This window comes from Pseudomonas sp. Z3-6 (assembly GCF_051131985.1).
Classification (GTDB): Bacteria; Pseudomonadota; Gammaproteobacteria; order Pseudomonadales; family Pseudomonadaceae; genus Aquipseudomonas; species Aquipseudomonas zanjanensis.
The window spans coordinates 6,102,459-6,119,380 of sequence record NZ_CP071644.1 but is presented as its reverse complement, the minus strand read 5'-3'; the positions used below and the strand labels follow the sequence as shown (position 1 = coordinate 6,119,380).

Annotated in this window: 7 protein-coding genes and 1 pseudogene; 5 read left to right on the top strand and 3 right to left on the bottom strand. The window is 60.3% G+C overall.

Annotation, left to right across the window (positions count from 1 at the left end):
- Nucleotides 1-109: 109 nt before the first annotated feature.
- A complete protein-coding gene (locus J3P88_RS26520; protein WP_434576621.1) occupies nt 110-814 on the bottom strand; it encodes a methyl-accepting chemotaxis protein in 705 nt (234 codons plus the stop codon).
- A 201-nt stretch (nt 815-1,015) separates the two neighbouring features.
- Nucleotides 1,016-1,894, bottom strand: a pseudogene (locus J3P88_RS26515) (methyl-accepting chemotaxis protein); the annotation flags it as partial.
- A gap of 432 nt (nt 1,895-2,326) precedes the next feature.
- On the opposite strand from J3P88_RS26515, the gene J3P88_RS26510 reads away from it, so the two are divergent.
- Nucleotides 2,327-3,019, top strand: coding sequence for a histidine phosphatase family protein (locus J3P88_RS26510; protein WP_434572523.1), 693 nt, complete (start codon nt 2,327-2,329; stop codon nt 3,017-3,019).
- Between the two features lie 24 nt (nt 3,020-3,043).
- The gene (locus tag J3P88_RS26505) at nt 3,044-3,904 is read left to right on the top strand and encodes a phosphatase PAP2 family protein (RefSeq protein ID WP_434572521.1); all 861 of its coding nucleotides are present in this window, start codon (nt 3,044-3,046) and stop codon (nt 3,902-3,904) included.
- A gap of 97 nt (nt 3,905-4,001) precedes the next feature.
- Here the strand turns inward: J3P88_RS26505 and katG are convergent, their stop codons facing one another.
- On the bottom strand, nt 4,002-6,266 hold the full coding sequence (gene katG / locus J3P88_RS26500; RefSeq protein WP_434572519.1) for a catalase/peroxidase HPI: 2,265 nt from the start codon (nt 6,264-6,266) through the stop codon (nt 4,002-4,004).
- A 711-nt stretch (nt 6,267-6,977) separates the two neighbouring features.
- Between katG and J3P88_RS26495 the strand changes: the two genes are divergently transcribed.
- Genes J3P88_RS26495 through J3P88_RS26485 form a run of 3 tightly spaced genes read left to right on the top strand, consistent with a single transcriptional unit; the run spans nt 6,978 to nt 16,735 of the window.
- Entirely contained in the window at nt 6,978-8,684 is a 1,707-nt protein-coding gene (locus tag J3P88_RS26495; protein WP_434572517.1) for a ShlB/FhaC/HecB family hemolysin secretion/activation protein, read from the top strand.
- A 24-nt stretch (nt 8,685-8,708) separates the two neighbouring features.
- On the top strand, nt 8,709-16,334 hold the full coding sequence (locus J3P88_RS26490) for a DUF637 domain-containing protein (protein ID WP_434572515.1): 7,626 nt from the start codon (nt 8,709-8,711) through the stop codon (nt 16,332-16,334).
- Nucleotides 16,331-16,735 (top strand): hypothetical protein, encoded by a 405-nt coding sequence (locus J3P88_RS26485; RefSeq protein WP_434572513.1) that lies wholly within the window; start codon nt 16,331-16,333, stop codon nt 16,733-16,735. The genes J3P88_RS26490 and J3P88_RS26485 overlap by 4 nt, the downstream gene beginning before the upstream one ends.
- Nucleotides 16,736-16,922 lie beyond the last annotated feature (187 nt).

Here is a 16,922-nt window from a genome sequence, read left to right as displayed (position 1 = left end):
CAAACCCTGTGGGAGCGGGCTTGCTCGCGAAGGCGGTGGGGCAGCCAGCATTGAAGTTGACTGACCCACCGCTTTCGCGAGCAAGCCCGCTCCCACAGTGCGTAGGGTGTTAGACCCGGAAGTGGCTCACCATCATCTGCAACTGATTGCCCAACCGCGCCAGTTCCACACTGGAAGCAGCGGTCTCTTCGCTGGCGGCGGCGGTCTGTTCGGAGACGTCGCGCACGTTGATGATGCTGCGGCTGATCTCTTCAGCCACGGCGCTTTGCTGCTCGGCGGCGGCCGCGATCTGCTGGTTCATCGACTGGATGTTCGACACCGTGCGGGTGATGTTCTCCAGTGACACACCGGCCTTGCGGGTCAGCGCCACGCTGCTGTCGGTGAGGTTGCGGCTGTTGTTCATCACCGCAGCCACTTGCTGGGTGCCGTTCTGCAGGCCGGCCACCAGGCCTTCGATTTCCTCGGTGGATTTCTGCGTGCGCTGGGCCAGGCCACGGACTTCGTCGGCGACGACCGCGAAGCCACGGCCTGCTTCACCGGCGCGGGCGGCTTCGATGGCGGCGTTGAGCGCCAGCAGGTTGGTCTGTTCGGCCACGGCCTTGATCACGTCCATCACCGCGCCGATTTTGTCGCTTTCCTGTTGCAACACGGTCATCGCATCGGTAGAGCGCACCACCTCGCTGGCCAGGCGCTCGATCTGGGCGATGGCTTCGCTGACCACCTGATCGCCGGCGCGGGCTTCACCGTCGGCGGCGGCCGCGGCCTGGGAGGCTTCCTCGGCGTTGCGCGCCACTTCCTGGACGGTAGCGGTCATCTCGTGCATGGCGGTCGCGACCTGGTCGGTCTCGACTTTCTGGCTGTTGACCCCGGCGCTGGTCTGCTCGGTCACGGCGGAGAGTTCTTCGGCGGCGCTGGCGATCTGGGTCACGCCGTCGCGGATGCCGCTGATCAGGTCACGCAGGGTCACGCCCATGCGGGCGATGCCTTGTTGCAGCACACCCAGTTCGTCGCGGCGGGTGACGATAACGTTCTGCGACAGGTCGCCGCTGGCAATGCGTTCGACCACGGCCAGGGTTTCGCGCAGTGGGCCGGTAATCTGACGCGTGATGATCACGGCTGCGATGACACCGACCAGCAGCGCCAGGAGGGTGCTGATCAATTGCAGGGTGCGGGCCTCGGCGCTTTCTGCGTCGCGGCGGTCGAGTTGGATCTGGTACAGCTGCTCGCTCAGGGCCACGATGGTCGCGCCCTGGTCGGTCATCTCCTTGCGTGCCTGTACCACATCGGCGGTGGCCAGCTTGAAAGCCTGCACAGCGCTGCGGTATTGGGTCAGGGCGTTTTCCAGCTGGCGCAGTTCATCCTGGCGGGTGCTGGAGAAAAGTTCATTCAATGGCTTGAGCGAAGCGATGGCGGCGTCCAGTTGGGCGACGGCCTTGCGTTCAGTGTCGGCGTTGCTGTTGGCGGTGTAGCCGCGCACTTCATAGCGGGCCAGCATGAAGGCCTGCTTGGCCTCGGTGATGGCCTGGAACTGGGCGAAACGTTCATCGCTGAGGGCCATCTGGCGCACGTCGGCATCGATGGTCTCGATCAGCTTGTGGGCGACCTCGGCGTTGGTGCCCATGACATCGCGGGCGCTGTTGCCGGTGCGGTAGGCGCTGCGCATTTTATTCAGGGACACCTGATAGGCGCCGATGACTGCGCTCTGCTCCTTGAGCAGCTTGACGTTTGCCGGGCTCTTGAAGCTGCTGAGCAAGGCGTTCTGTTGCGCCACGAAACCATCGAGGGTGGTCTGCACATTTTGTGCGACGGTCTCGTCACCGTTGGCCAGCATGTATTGCAGGCGAACGACGCGCAGCTTGGTCAGGCCGGCGTTGAGCTGGGTGATGTCGCTCATCCAGTTACTGCGATCGATCAGCCCGCCGAGGCTGGTCCAACTGGTCAGGGCCAGCAGGCAGGTCAGTACCAGCACCAGGCCAAAGCCCAGGCCCAATTTCATGTTGACGCTAATGTTGCCAAACCAGCTGTTCATCAATTCCTCCAGGAACGTTGTGCTGCTTGATCGTCGGTACGCTGGAAGATTGTTGTTGTTAAGAGCCAGCAAAAACGTGTGCAGGCCTGTATCGGCCGCTGGTCCTGGATCTGAAAGTTTTTTTCCGAGTATCTGTGGGAGCAAGGCTTGCCCGCGATGAAGGCGATGCGCTCTGCCACAGAATCGAGGTGTCTGTTTCGTGAGCAAGCTTTGCTCCCACCAAGTTTTTTTTCACATCGCTTTCACTGCCTGCCTACGTCGGCCTCTCTACTGTCGCGCCATCGAATCACTGGGTGGATGCCGTCGGGGCGGCTTGATGTGGAACTGAGACTGAGTTTTTTCGGCCTGACGCGCTCGATCGATACGAGTCGCTTCGCCCGTTACCAAAACACGATGGTCGTGCTGGCATCGGCGCTGCTGGTCATCCCGCTGGTCTTCTGGCTACTCAGCCCGGCGGCGGTGCCGGACCTGGCCCATGGCAACGTCGCTGGCGCCCGGGCCTTGGCCGAGGGCTGGGCCAAGGGCGAGATGATTGTGCTGGTGCGCCATGTCGAGCGCTGCGACCACTCCAAGGCTACGTGCCTGAATGACCGCGAAGGCATCACCGACCGCGCCCGCGCCGTTGCGGTGGGCCTCGGTGCCCGCTTCGAACAACTGGGCCTGGACAACGTCGACCTCTACAACAGCCCACGGGTGCGCACGGCGCAGACGGCGGGGTACATGTTCAACAAGGTGAGTGCCGGTGACGATTGGCTGTTCAACTGCCGACATGATCTGCTGCGCAACGCCTTGGCCCACAAGGTGGCCGGGCGCAACCTGATCCTGGTCACCCACAGCGAATGCATGCAGGCGATGGAAACCGCGCTCCAGCGCCCGACTTCCTCGTTCGGCTATGGGGCTTCGTTGTTCGTTTCCAGCGCCCAGCCACAAGCACCACGATTGCTCGGTTTTATCGAAGCCTCCGATTGGCGCTCGGTGACATTCCAGTAATTTTTCTCTCGATCAGGACCGCTCATGCTGACGTCTGCTCGCGCCCGTTTCTACGGGCTCAACCTCGGAATTCCCCTGGCCTGTGCCGCCGTGGTGTTCCTGCTGTTCGACCTGACCCGTATCGACATCGCCATCAGCGATCTTTTCTACGACCCCTTGCACCAGGTCTTTGCGTTGCAGCACGAGCGCCTGTTCGAGCAAATCACCCACAAGTGGGCGAGGGGCATTCCGGATTGGACGGGCGAGGCGGCGATTTGCGGTGCCCTGCTGTCGTTTATCTGGCCGTTGTTCAAGCCGGAGAAACACCCCGCAGTGCTTCGTGTGCTGGACAAGGCCAGGTTGACCAAACCGCTGCGTTTTGCCCACAGGCACCGTCGCGATTTTCTCTATGTGGTCTTCGCCTTTTCCCTCAGCACCGGCGTCATCCATTACCTCAAGGGCCACACCAGCGTGTATTGCCCGGTGGAAACCACCCAATACGCCGGCAAGATCGAGCACAGGGAATGGTTCCAGAATTTCGACCTGCTGAAGGTCGCCGGCGACGGTCGCTGCTGGCCCGGCGGTCATGCATCCGGCGGCTTCACGATGTTGGCGCTGTATTTCATCGCCCGGCGCTACCGCTGGCGGCACTCCAAAGCCGTGATGTATGGGGCGCTGGCCTTGGGGTTTGTCTATGGCACGACGCGAGTCGTACAGGGCTGGCACTACATGTCCCACACCTTCTGGGCGGGGATCTTTGTCTGGTTGAGCTGTTGGCTGATGGCGTTGCTGTTTTATGGGCGAGCGGCCTTGGAACAACCGGTGTCGGGCAACGCCCTTCGTCAGCCTGAACGCCAGGCAAAAAAAAGCCCGCTGGGAGCGCGGGCTAAAACCTTAGTTTCTTGAATGAGCGAGGCGACTTTACCGAATCACGCGGGGGCGTGGGGTGAAGAAAAGTTCATGGGGCCGGCGCCTTGCACGACCCCATGTCCTCGGACACTTTTCACCTGAGATCAAACCGATCCAGGTTCATCACCTTGACCCACGCCGCGATGAAGTCGTTGACGAACTGCTCTTGCGCATCCGCGCTGGCATAGACTTCGGCCAAGGCCCGTAGCTGGGCGTTGGAGCCGAAGACCAGGTCGACACGGGTGCCGGTCCATTTGACCTGGCCGGTCTTGCGGTCGCGGGCCTCAAAGGTTTCCTGGGTGTCGGAGAGTGGTTTCCATTCCACCCCCATGTCCAGCAGGTTGACGAAAAAGTCATTGCTCAACGTCCCTGGCCGTTGGGTAAAGACACCGTGCGCCGTATGGCCGACGTTAGTATCGAGTACCCGCAGACCGCCGATCAGCGCCGTCATCTGCGGGGCACTGATGGTCAGCAGTTGTGCCTTGTCGATCAGCAGCGCCTCGGCAGACACGCGGTACCGCCCCTTGAGGTAGTTGCGAAAACCATCGGCGATGGGCTCGAGAAAACCGAACGACTCGACGTCCGTCTGCTCCTGGCTCGCGTCCATGCGCCCCGGTGCGAACGGAACCGTCACGCTGAGCCCGGCATTTTTCGCCGCCTGTTCAATACCGGCGCTGCCGGCCAGCACGATCAGGTCCGCCAGGGAGATTTTCTTTCCGTCGGATTGAGCGGCGTTGAACGCGCTCCGGACCTTGTCGAGGATCGCCAGCACTTGGGCCAGTTGCTCAGGCTGGTTGACTGGCCAATCCTTCTGCGGGGCCAGGCGTAGGCGGCCTCCATTGGCGCCGCCGCGTTTGTCGGAGCCGCGGAACGTGGAAGCCGCGGCCCATGCCGTAGACACCAGCTGTGAAACCGTGAGACCCGAGGCCAACAGCTTGCCTTTCAGGGCGGCGACGTCGCTGTCGTCGACCAGCGGATGGTTGACCGCTGGAATAGGGTCTTGCCATAGCAGTTCTTCGTTGGGCAGTTCCGGGCCGAGGTAGCGTGAGAGCGGGCCCATGTCGCGGTGGATCAGCTTGAACCAGGCGCGGGCAAAGGCGTCGGACAGTTGCTCCGGGTTTTCCAGGAAGCGCCGGGAGATTTTTTCGTAGATCGGGTCGAAGCGCAGTGCCAGGTCGGTGGTCAGCATCGTTGGGTTGCGCCGTTTGGCCGGGTCGTGGGCATCGGGAATGATCCCCGCGCCCGCACCGTTTTTTGGCGTCCATTGGTGCGCGCCGGCCGGGCTCTTGGCCAGTTCCCACTCGAAGCCGAACAGGTTCTCCAGGTAGTTGTTGCTCCAGCGGGTGGGCGTGGTGGTCCAGGTGACTTCCAGGCCACTGGTGATGGTGTCGGCGCCCTTGCCGGTGCCGAAGGTGCTCTTCCAGCCCAGGCCTTGCAGCTCCAGGCCGGCGGCTTCGGGCTCGGCACCGACATTGTCCGCAGGTCCCGCGCCGTGGGTCTTGCCGAAGGCGTGGCCGCCAGCAATCAGTGCCACGGTTTCTTCGTCGTTCATCGCCATGCGGCCGAAGGTTTCGCGGATGTCCAGCCCGGCGGCGACCGGGTCCGGCTGGCCCTCGGGGCCCTCCGGGTTGACGTAGATCAGCCCCATCTGCACGGCGGCCAGCGGGTTCTCCAGATTGCGTCCGTCGTCAGTGCGGCTTTCTTCGTTGCCAGGCTCGGCGACCAATTGGCCTTCGCCGGGATCCTGCATGGCGGCTTTGTCGGGCTTGCCGTAGCGAACATCGCCCCCCAGCCATTTGTTTTCGGAACCCCAGTAGACGTCTTCATCCGGCTCCCAGACATCGGCGCGGCCACCGGAAAAACCGAAGGTCTTGAAGCCCATGGACTCCAGCGCGACGTTACCGGTGAGGACGATCAGGTCGGCCCAGGAAATGTTGCGACCATACTTCTGCTTGATCGGCCACAGCAGCCGGCGTGCCTTGTCGAGGCTGACGTTGTCGGGCCAGCTGTTGAGCGGCGCAAACCGCTGCTGGCCGGAACCCGCCCCACCGCGTCCGTCACCGGTGCGGTAGGTGCCTGCACTGTGCCAGGCCATGCGGACAAACAGCGGCCCATAGTGGCCGAAGTCCGCCGGCCACCAGTCTTGCGAGTGGGTCATCAGCGCATTGAGGTCTTGTTTCAAGGCCTGGAAGTCCAGGCGCTTGAACGCTTGGGCATAGTTGAAATCCTCGCCCATGGGGTCGGACAGCGAGGAATGCTGGTGCAGGATCTTCAGATTCAGTTGGTTCGGCCACCAGTCGCGGTTCGTCGTGCCACCGCCAGCGGCGTGATTGAACGGGCATTTCGATTCGTTTGCCATGGGAAGCTACCTTTGGTCGTATTCATCCAGCTATCCAGCCCGGCCGGGCTTCGGATAGCGACAGGCGAAATAAATGACACAGGGCGCAGGGCTCACAGTTCGCTCAACTGATCGTGTGTGGCGACACGGCTACGTGCGCTAGTTGCCCGTGCAATGGCCCACGGCAAGCCCAATACGTTTCTGAGCGCTTCGTATCTCTTTGTCAGGTTTCACCGGCCGGATTGCACCAGCCTGAATTCAGGCTAGTTCCCCTTTGCCAGATAGCTAATAGGCGCAGTATTAACGCTCGATAGGGTCAATCTTTTAACGAGGCCAAGCGGTGAGGCAGATGATGGGAACGGTCAACCGATAAAAGCATCACTGTGCGTACCAAGGTCGAAGCCATTCACTTAAGAAAGTGATGAACCCGTGGCGAGGGAGCTTGCTCCCGCTGGGCCGCGAAGGGGCCCCACAATGTTGCGGTCGCTGCGCAACCGAGCGGGAGCAAGCTCCCTCACCACGGATTTTCACTGCTTTAAATGAACAGTGTTGCGAACCTGCTCGTGCCTTACAGAAGTCTTTTTCCCCTGTGATTGTCGACGCTGACTGTGAGACGCGTCTCTTTTTTGCGTAGAAAGTTTCCGCTCTCTTGAACCGAAGGCGATATGCAGGGTCTGGTGTGCGCGCATGGCTGTGCATGCCTGCTGTCATTTCTGTATCGAGGGATCGAACATGTCCGTATTTGCCTTAGGGACGAGGCTAGTCGTCGCTTCGCTGTGTTTTCTAGCGATGAACATTGCCGTCGCCGCGCCAACCCCCGGCGATACGGACCTGATCCGTGAGCGTCAGGACCGGCTGCTCGAAGAGCAGCGCCGACGTCTTGAAGAACTCAAGGACCTGCCTGGCAAGGAGGCGAAGCCGGCCCAGCCCACGGCACCTGTCGATACCCGTTGTTTCCCGATCAAGACCATAGAGCTCAAGGGCGCCGACGCCCTCTCCGAAAGCGAGCGCCAGCGCCTGCTCAAGCCCTTTCTCAACCAGTGCCTGGGCGTGCCGCAGCTTAACCAGTTGCTCAAAGTCATCACCGATTACTACCTGGAAAAAGGCCTGGTCACCAGTCGCGCCTACTTGCCGCAACAGGACCTGTCCAGCGGTCACCTGCAAGTGCTGGTGGTCGAGGGGCGCCTGGAAGGATTGAAAGGTGCCGAGAACAGTAAGCTGTCGGAGCGCGAGTTGGCGATGGCGTTTCCCGGCAAAACCGGCGAACTGCTCAACCTGCGTGAGATGGAACAGATGGTCGATCAACTGAATCGCTTGCCGTCCAACCGTGCACAAATGGAACTGACGCCGGGGCAGAACATCGGCGGCAGCGAAGTGCGGGTCAATAACACCCCGCAAAAACCTTGGCGCGCCGGCCTTTCACGGCATAACGATGGGCAGAAAAGCACCGGCGAGCAGCAATGGGGCGCCTCCCTGGACTGGGACAGTCCCCTGGGCCTGGCTGACCAACTGGCCTTGCGCGGCGGCCACGATGCCATCAGCGATCACCAGAAAACCTCGCGCAACGGCATGCTCTATTACAACCTGCCGTTTGGCTGGTGGAACCTGAGCTACACCTACAGCCAGAGCGAGTACCGCGCCGTGGGCCAGGCCAACGGCTTCAACTTCAAGCAGAGCGGCGACAGCCAGAACCACCAGGTGCGCCTGGAACGGGTGGTCCATCGCGACGCGGTGAGCAAGACCTCCCTCAACACGGGCCTGGCGTACCTGCGTACCAACAACTTCATTGAAGACAGCAAGCTCGCCGAGAGCAGCAATCGCATCAGCGAGGCGCAGTTCGGCATCAACCATGGACGGCGGATTGGCAATGCCTTCGTCAACCTCGACCTGGGCCTGCAACAAGGTCTCGGCGCCCTCGATGCCCAGGGCGATCACGAGCCGGGGCCTGGGCTGCCGGATGCACGCCATCGCAAATACACCGCCACCCTCAGCTACCTGCAACCCTTTGAGCTGGGTGGCGAGTCCTTCAGCTTCAGCAGCCTGATGACCGGCCAGCGCAGCGAGGACGTGCTGTTCAGCCCGCAGCGCATGAGCCTGGGCGGCCTGTCGTCGGTTCGCGGTTACAAGGACCAGACGCTGTCCGGCGACAGCGGCGGCTACTGGCGCAACGACTTGCGCTGGAGTCGTCCGGTGACACTGGAGTGGATGCGCCCGGTGTTCGCTGAATACGGCACCAGCCTCGGTTATGACCAGGGCGTGATTCGCGGTAATCGCTACAACGGCGACGAGCACGGGCGCATGTCGAGCAATTCGCTGGAGTTGTTCGCCCGTGGTGAACACCTGAACGCCAGCGTCACCTTCGCCCATTCCCTGGAACGCCCGGATGCCCTGACCGAGCGCGAAGCGCCGATCTACTTCCGCTTGGATGTATCCATCTAATTTTTGCTGCAACGAGACCTGATCATGGACGACCGCCAATACGCCTTCCTGGCCCGCCAGCCTTCTGCTGCCCTGAAAACCCGCGACGCCTTCTGGGGCATGCCCAAGCGTGGCCTGGCGTTCCTATTGGCCAACGTCATGTTCTGGCAACCGATGTGGGCCCAGGCGGGCGGCATCGTGGTCAGCGCGCCGGGCACCAGCGTTGGCCAGGCCGGCAATGGCGTGCCGGTGGTCAACATCGCCAAGCCCAATGGCAGTGGCCTGTCCCACAACCAGTTCAAGGACTACAACGTCGGCAGCAACGGCGTGATCCTCAACAACGCCACCAATCCCGCCCAGTCCACGCAACTGGGCGGGATTATTCTTGGCAACCCGAACCTCAAGGGTACGGCCGCGAAAGTCATCCTCAACGAAGTCAATGGTGGCAACCCGAGCCAATTGCGTGGCTACACCGAAGTGGCGGGACAGTCAGCCCATGTCATCGTCGCCAACCCCTATGGCATTACCTGTAACGGTTGCGGGTTTATCAATACGCCCAAGGCGACCCTGACCACGGGCAAGCCGATCATCGAAAACGGCCAGGTGGGTCGCTATCAGGTGGACCAGGGCAGCGTCGCCATTGAAGGCGCGGGCCTGAACGCCAACAACGTTGACCGCTTCGAAATCATTACTCGCAGCGCCAGGATCAACGCCGAAATACAGGCCAAGAACCTGACCATCGTGGCCGGGCGCAATGACGTCAATGCCAATACCCTCAACGCCACCGCTCGGGCCGATGACGGCAGCGCCAAGCCCGAACTGGCGATCGACTCCTCCGCGTTGGGCGGCATGTATGCCGGGGCGATCAAGTTGGTGGGGACTGAGGCCGGGGTTGGGGTGAAGCTGGATGGCAAGATGGTTGCCAGTGGCGGGGATATTCAGCTCGATGCCAATGGGCATCTGAGTTTGGCGCAGACGGCCGCCGCCGGAGCCATCGACATCGAAGCCAAAAGTCTGGAAACCCGTGGCCAGGTGTACGCCGGTAGCCGCCTGGACGTGAAGACCCAGGGCGACCTGAGCAACCAGAAAAACCTGGTGGCGCGCGACAGCATTCATCTCGACAGCGGCGGTACGCTGAGCAACAACGCGATCATCGAAGCCGGGGTCAATCCCGACAACAGCCGCAACACGGCGGGCGATGTCACCCTCACGGCAAAACAGCTGAGCAATGGCGGCAAAACCGTCATTGCCAGTCGCGACCTGAATGTCACGACCACCGCAGCGCTGAACAACCAGGGCGGTACGCTCAGCGGGCAGCGCAAGGCCACGGTCACAGCCGATACTGTGGATAACCGCAACAAAGGCCGAATCCTTGGCAACAGCGAACTGCACCTGAAGGCCAATCAGGTGCTGAACGCCCAGGGCGGCCTGATTAATAGCCAAGGCATTTTAACTGCCAACCTGGGCTATCTGGACAACAGCGCAGGCGAACTGTCCAGCCTGAACAGCGCGACCCTGATCCTCGGCAGCCTGGACAACCTGACCGGCCTGGTCATGGCCGGCAAGAACCTCGACATCACCAACGCGGGCGCGATCAACAACCAGGGCGGCGAGTTGTCCAGCCAAGGCAGCGTGACCGTGCGCACCGCCAGCCTGGACAACCGCAACAAAGGCACCGTCGCCGCCAATGGCAAGCTGCTGGTTACGGCGACCGGCCAGGTCAACAACGCTGACCAAGGCCTGATCGCCAGCCGCAGTGCCGGCGTCGAGCTCAAGGCCGCCCGCCTGGACAACGCCAAGGGCACGCTGCAAGGCAAGGGCCTGGTGACCGTGGTTGTGACGGGCGATATTGATAACCAGGGCGGCACGATCATCGCTCAAGACGCCGACCTGAACATCGAAGCGGCCAACCTGGACAACCGTGGCGGCGTGCTGTCCAGCGTCAAGGCCGCGCTGGAGGCACGCACCACCGGCGTGCTGAAAAACGGCTATGACGTGAACCGTCAGGGCGGCACGATCCAGGCCCAAGGACTCAGCATCCAAGCCTTGGCTGGGCTGTTCAACGACGGCGGACGCATCGCTGCGCAAGCCGGCGATGTCGTGGTCACCAACGCAGCGGCGAATATCAACAATCGCAACGGCGGGATATACGCCACGGGCAAGGTCTGGGTCACTGGCCGGGGCATGGACAACAGCGGCGGCGGGCAGGTCAGCGCCAATCGCATCGACTTCGATCTTTCGGGGGCGCTGAACAACAACGCCGGCATCATCGAAAGCCAGGACAGCCTGGATATTCTGGCCGCCAGCCTGGGCAACCAGAAAGGCCAACTGCGCACCCTGGGCCAGAACAGCACCACGGTGTTCAAGATCGGTGGTCTGTTCGATAACAACGACGGCACCCTGGAAACCGCCAGTAATGATGTGGGCTTCAACACCGGCAGCGTCCAGAACGTGGGCGGCAAGCTGCTGCACACTGGCCTGGGATTGTTCGGCATCAGCCAAGCCAACCTGGGGCAGGCAGGCGGTCAGCTGGTGACCTACGGCAACCTGACGGTGACGGCTGATCGCTGGACCAACAACACGGCGATCCAGGCCGGGCACCTGGTCGTGGATGTCGACCAGTTGACCCAGACCGCCACCGGCCAGTTGCTCAGCACCAATAGTATGGTGGGCCGCGGCAGCAACTGGCGCGTCGACGGCCTGATCGGCAGTGATGGAGCCATCGACCTGCAACTGACCGGCGCCTATACCGGTAACGGTCGCTTGAGCAGTCTCGGTACCCTGGGCCTCAAGGCGGCACTGATCAATCTGGAGCAAAACGGCAGCATCGCTGGCGGTGGCAACACAACCGTCGTGGTCGATGGCGTCCTCAACAGCTACGGTCGCCTGACCTCGGCGGCGGACCTGAGCGTCACGGCCGCCACGCTCAACAACTACGGCACGCTGGGCAGTGCCGCAGCGCTTGGCGTATCGACCGGCGACCTGCTCAACGAACACGGATTGATCTTCAGCGGCGGCAACACCAGCCTGCGCGTAAACAACCTGACCAACCGCTATGCCGACATCTACAGCCTGGGTGATCTGAGCATCGATCGCGACGGCCTCGGCACCCGTGCCAACCGCATTCTCAACAGCTCCGGCACGCTGCAAAGCGACGGCAACATGCGCTTGGCGGCCAGCACCATCGACAACGTCCGTGAGGTCTTGGCCACCAACGATGCTGGCATCTACACCGCCTCGATCAGGGAAGTGGCCTGCGTCCCAGGTGATTGCGACGGCCCCAAGCAAAACCACGTCTGGCAGATCGTCCAGCGCGATAAGTTCGAAGTCACCGCGGCCAGCGCCGCCTCCAGCATCACCACCGGCGGCAACCTGAATATCCAGGGCGACACTCTGACCAACCGGAGCAGCAGCATCGGCGTCGGCGGTGCATTGACCGCCAACCTCGTCAGCCTGAACAACATCGGCATCGAGACCGGCGAGATTGAAACCTCGCGCACCTTCAGGTCCCAACGCACGCGCCGCCCGGGTAGCTGGCGCGCAGAGGCCAATGACTTCACCAACAAATACTGGTTGCAGAGCCCAGGCTACAACGCCAATGACCTGAGCGGTCTTGAAGCGGCGATGAGCCATTTTATCGGCAGAACCGAACGTGAGCTGACGCAGTTCCGTACTCAGACAACCACCACCGACAGCCAAACCTATGCCGCGATTATCCAGGCCGGGGGCGCCATCGACATTCCTACCCAGGGCGACCTCAACAGCGGCGTCGTGCGTGGCGGCTACAACTACGTTGGCGCCGGCCCACGCACCGACACCCAGGCCGACAACGCCTTCTCGACCCGCATCAGCGTCAATCGACAGCTACCCCCGAACCTGACCCAGCAACAAGTCGATCCGCTGACCTTGCCGGGTTTTGACTTGCCCACCGGGCAAAACGGCCTGTTCCGCATGAGCGGCGACGGCTCGGCCACACCGACCCAGAGCACGGGCCTGACGCAAGTGCGTGGCCTGCCGGACCGTTCGTTCCAGGCCAACCCGCAAAAGTACCTGATCGAGACCAACCCGGCGCTGACCGACATGCGCCGGTTCATGAGCTCCGATTACCTGCTGACAAACCTCGGCTACGACCCGGACACCGCCGCCAAGCGTTTGGGCGACGGCTTCTACGAACAACGCCTGATCCAACAGGCGGTGATCGCCCGCACCGGCCAACGCTTCCTCGACGGCCAGAACTCCGACGACGGCATGTTCAAGTACCTGATGAACAACGCCATCGCTAGCAAGGACAGTCTCAACCTGTCCCTGGGCGTCAGCCTGACCGCCGAACAGGTTGCGGCCCTGACCCATGACATCGTCTGGATGGAAAACCGGACGGTGAATAATCAACAGGTGCTGGTGCCGGTGCTTTATCTGGCCCAGGCTAACCACCGTCTGGCGCCGAATGGTGCGCTGATTCAGGGCTCAGACGTCAGCCTGATTGCGGGTAAGAACCTGAACAATGCGGGCACCTTGCGTGCGTCCAGCAACCTGAGGGCGACGGCGGGCGACAGCTTGGTCAACAGTGGGTTGATGGAAGCGGGTGGTCGGCTGGATGCGTTGGCGAGTAATAACCTGACTAACAGGGCGGGTGGGGTTATTGCTGGGCGGGATGTCAGTGTTGTTGCTCTGACTGGCGACGTGACTAACGAGCGTACCGTTACCACCCACGAAAGCGACAGCGGCTACCGCAGCGAACGCACGGACTTCATCGACAGCGCCGCTCGTATCGAAGCCGGCAACAACCTGACCATCAGCGCAGGGCGTGACATCAACAGCGTCGGCGGCGTGCTGAAAAGTGGCGCCGACACCACCCTAAACGCCACGCGCGATGTCAATCTCATCGCCGCCGAACGCATCACCAGCGGCACTCGCGGCAGGCATCGCGACCAAGACATCAAGCAATACGGCTCCAGCCTCGACAGCGGCCGCGACCTGACCGTCAACGCTGGTCGCAACCTCACCGTTGTCGGCACTCAGATCGATGCCAAGCGCGACGTTGCCATGGCCGCCCAAGGAAACTTGACCTTCGCCTCGGCGGCGGATGAGCAGCATTCCTACGGCAAGAGCAAGAAGGTCACCCGCCAAGAGGACCACGTCAGTCAGGTGGCCTCGACGGTTAATGCGGGGCGCAACGTTGTAATGAGCGCGGGGCAGGATTTGGCGATGATCGCCAGCAAGGTCAACGCTGCAAACCAGGCCTACTTCGTGGCGGGTGGCAAGCTTGAGCTGCTGGCTGCGCAGAACCGCGACTATTCGCTGTATGACATGAAGAAGAAAGGTGGTTGGGGCAGCTTGAAGATGCGGCGCGATGAGGTGACACAAATCACCCATATCGGCAGCCAGATCCAGACGGGAGGCGACCTGACGCTCAGGAGTGGCGGCGACCAGCGCTACCAAGTCGCCAAGCTGCAAAGCGGAAAGGACCTGATACTGGAAAGTGGCGGCGCCGTCGTTTTCGAAGGCGTGAAGGACCTGCACGACGAAAGCCATACCAAGACCAATAACAATGCGTTCTGGAACTCCGCAAAGGGCAAGGGTAATACCGACGAAACCTTACGCCAGACGCAGATGGCGGCGGCGGGCAATATCACCATCAAGGCAGTCGAAGGCCTGAAGATTGATATCAAGCATGTCGATCAGAAAACGGTTAGTCAGACCATTGATGCGATGGTAAAAGCCGATCCGCAACTGGCTTGGATCAAGGAGGCCGAGCAGCGCGGTGACGTGGACTGGCGGCAAGTAAAGGAGATCCATGAGTCCTTCAAGTACAACACGTCGGGCTTGGGGCCGGCTTCACAACTGATCATTGCCATTGCCCTCGCGGCCGTAATGGGTCCGATGATGGCTGGCATGAATACCATGCTTCAGGCGGGAGCCCTCAGTGTCGCGACCAAGGCGACGGTCAGCACCATCGATAACCGAGGCAATCTCGGCGCAATTGCCAAGGATGTAACTTCCAAGGACAGCCTGAAAGGATACGCCGTCTCGATGGCCACGGCGGGGGTTACGCAAGGGCTTGGTTACGAGGCCGGCAACGTTGGGTTTAATGCCGAGAGCGCGAAGACGGTGGCTATGAAAGTGGCCGCGGATGCTGCGATAAAAACAGCTGTGTACGGAGGAAGCTTCAAGGATAACTTCGCGAATTCATTGGTTGGAACGGCGGCAAGCATTGGGGGCGCATACGGCGCTGGCAAAATAGGTGACCTACCGCTAACCGAAGGTAGCCTTGAGAAAGTTCTCCTTCATTCGGCCTTGGGCGGGTTGATGGCAGAGGTCATGGGAGGAGATTTCCGCACAGGGGCGATAGCGGGTGGGGCAAACGAGGTTCTGATTGGTTTGCTGGGGGATACGCTACTGCCCTCGCATCTGGAGCCCGGTACGGCTGAATACATTCGGGCCCAGGAAAATCTGGTCGCACTTTCGAAAGTTGTCGGTGTACTGGGGGCTGCCGCCTCGAATGGGGATCTCGACGTTGCCGCGCAAGTGGCGGAAAACGGCACGCGTTACAACTTCCTCGGAGACCACTCCAAAGCGGAGCGAGACAGAGTTCTCAAGGAGTATGAAGAAACCAAGAGCCTGGACGCCGCCAAAAAAATGATGGTGCTCCAAGGCTCGGATCAACGTAGTGATGCGTTGTTGGCGCGTTTTCATACCGACCCCGCGTCGCTTTCTCCGTCAGAAAAAACAGAGCTGGGCGCTTATCTTCAGGTGTTTGGCTACGAGCAAAGCAAGGAACACGGGGTTGAGGTTGCTCGCACCAGCATCAACAATCTGCTTGAAAACGGACCGGATCCTTATCGAGACTACCCGTATGCGGGCGGTACTAGCCAGGAGCGAATTGCCTACGCCGATGGTCTGAGAGCCCAGGATGGCGTGTCGGTTGCCAACATATTTTGGTCCAGGGACCAGAGCGCTAGCGAAATGCTGTACCGCGATGCTCAAGGTTACCTGCGCATCAATGGTGAAATGCAGGCAATGAGCGACGTGGGGTCACCAGCTCTTTATTTTCTGACGGGTAACCTCGGCACTACGATTCGAGTCGCTGCTGCGGCCAATGGTGTACTCCAGGCAGGCCACGGTACGGGCCAAGTCTACGACGGTGATACATGGAATGGCATTGGCAATATCGTGGTCGGCGCCATGAATGCTGCGAGCCTTGGGATTCCAAAGATCGGCTCCCCGGGAAGGGGCAATGCTAGCATCGGCGTAAAGGAAACAGAACGAGTTGTACCTCCTGCGGTAGTAGGTGGAGGAGCAATCCAAAACGAGGGGGCTAATGCTCTTCAGCTATTGCCTGATTTCGCAAATAGTCGAAAAGCATTTGAACATTATGCCAAACATTCCCAAGGTGTAATATTGGGCAAAAAAGGAAAAGCTGTGGCGAAGCCAGATGGTGCCGATGTGCCTGAGTTCATTTCGTATGATTCGTATGTCAGTGCTGCGCGGTCTTTTTGGGCTCCATCTACTCGGGCGGGTATTCATCAGGGCATTCGAGCAGATGGCTCTGTTCTTAGGTTTGAGCCGTCAACTGGATATTTTGGTGTCATGCGAAATGGAAAGATAAATACTTTCTTTAGGCCTGATGGCGACGCCGCCGCACGGCTAAAATATTTCAAGGAACAGTTGTGAAAGATGAGAATGTTTTTGAGCTTTGCTCAGCAGTTTTGACCAAGCTTGGTTTTGGTAATGAAACTTTGATGTCTTTGATTCAGAAGTGGAGGTTTTTTATTGAGGAATGTCAGGAGGGATATGATTGGGACTATTCTGAGTATAGAAATGAGCTTCGGGTGAGGGGCTTAATAGAGGAATTGCTGAACGATCCAAGGATCTCCAATGCCGATGCGTTGGGACATCTTTTTTCGGAGGTGTCCCGCCTTGACGAAAAATTTAAGTTTTTATTGCAGTCAGGCGTCTCTGTGCTTGAAGGGGGGCACTGGTGGGAACAAGGTGTTTTAATTCGTGCTGGGGGTGAATACTGTCATTATATGAAAAGCGCATACGGAATTTATGTGGAGAGTGTAGAAGGGTAGAATGTCGAAAAAATTAAAGGTGGGATCTGTTTTTGAGGTGTAAGCGGGACTGGTGTTCTGTTTTTAAGTATATAAATAAATCTTGCATTTTTTTGCGTCGACCAGTTATTCCCAGAGATATGGATGCACGAAGGTCGAAAAAATTGAACCCATTGACGGAATTACCTATGTCATCTTTGGGGAATAG

Coding starts and splice junctions, on each gene's coding strand:
- katG (WP_434572519.1), bottom strand. CDS start 6,266: ATGGCAAACGAATCGAAATGCCCGTTCAATCACGCCGCTGGCGGTGGC.
- J3P88_RS26510 (WP_434572523.1), top strand. CDS start 2,327: ATGCCGTCGGGGCGGCTTGATGTGGAACTGAGACTGAGTTTTTTCGGC.
- J3P88_RS26495 (WP_434572517.1), top strand. CDS start 6,978: ATGTCCGTATTTGCCTTAGGGACGAGGCTAGTCGTCGCTTCGCTGTGT.
- J3P88_RS26490 (WP_434572515.1), top strand. CDS start 8,709: ATGGACGACCGCCAATACGCCTTCCTGGCCCGCCAGCCTTCTGCTGCC.
- J3P88_RS26520 (WP_434576621.1), bottom strand. CDS start 814: ATGACCGCTACCGTCCAGGAAGTGGCGCGCAACGCCGAGGAAGCCTCC.
- J3P88_RS26505 (WP_434572521.1), top strand. CDS start 3,044: ATGCTGACGTCTGCTCGCGCCCGTTTCTACGGGCTCAACCTCGGAATT.